This window comes from Ferrovum sp., assembly GCF_027317285.1.
In the GTDB taxonomy this organism is placed as follows: domain Bacteria; phylum Pseudomonadota; class Gammaproteobacteria; order Burkholderiales; family Ferrovaceae; genus Ferrovum.
The window spans coordinates 1-975 of record NZ_DAHVHV010000120.1; the positions used below are offsets into that span (position 1 = coordinate 1).

1 protein-coding gene is annotated in these 975 nt (G+C 49.7%); it reads left to right on the top strand.

Going from position 1 to position 975, the window contains the following annotated elements; translation table 11 throughout:
- Positions 1-566 precede the first annotated feature (566 nt).
- A complete protein-coding gene (locus M6F29_RS12455; protein WP_366526011.1) occupies positions 567-698 on the top strand; it encodes an HIT domain-containing protein in 132 nt (43 codons plus the stop codon).
- Positions 699-975: the final 277 nt, after the last annotated feature.

The following is a 975-nucleotide window of genomic DNA, read 5'->3' on the forward strand; positions in this document are numbered from 1 at the left end:
CTGTTTTTGTGTTCGACCCACCCACCACCAGGAAAAATCCGGGACGGTTGGGAGAGGCGTATGTCTAAAGTTCAGTTACAGCAACTCTATTGCAAATAATTTCTGATGCTGAGATGATGCCGGAATTGACTGGTGGCAAGGGCTGAATGATTCACGGCGAAAGTTTGAAGGTTGTTTGATAGCGATGCACTGTTTCTGTTTTTCAAACTAATTGAGGTTGTCGTCCAGGATTTTGTTAACTTCAAATGTGTGGGCGCGCACAAGGAGGTTTTTGCTCATGGATGCGATACTTTTAAAAAACCAGAGCGTGTCTTTCGTCCGCCAATTTATCGGATGCGCACTTCTGCTCGCCACCGTCCCATTAATTGGCCAATGTACATATTCCACGGAACTTGGACGCTCAGTCCACCTGAAACCGGACGGCTGTTCCACGGCAAAGCGAACAGTCGGAACATAGCGACGCACGGTTTTTGGTTGTTTATCCAAAAGGAGCATAATGTCTAGCCGGAGCGTCGTCGGACAGGCGCTTTTCAACGAAGGGAGAAAAGCGCCACGTGGTGGTGAGCGTGATTGATCCTGCGGCCTTTGGCGACCATTTCAGTGTTGGTGGCTTCAACTTCGGCACAAATAATGGCGCAATTGCCAGACAACGAATTGCGCACGTCCATTTTCATTTAATTCCCCCGGCGGCCAGGTGAGGATGAACCAACTTACTCCAGTACCATGCGTACGGCGCATTCGCGATCTTCGGGGGAAAACCGGTTTGATTTTTTCATGGCTCCATTCTCTCAAATGTTGGGGCCTCCTCAAAACCCTGGGTGATTCAATCCAGGATTGACCATAACCCCGGATTTTGCATCAGTTAATTAAGCCCCTCACCCACATAGGTGACCTGCATGGAAGCCACCAACCATCTGCTAAATCAGCAAGTTGTGACCGCCCCACTCAAGCCGCGCCCGCTTGATTGCCACAAAG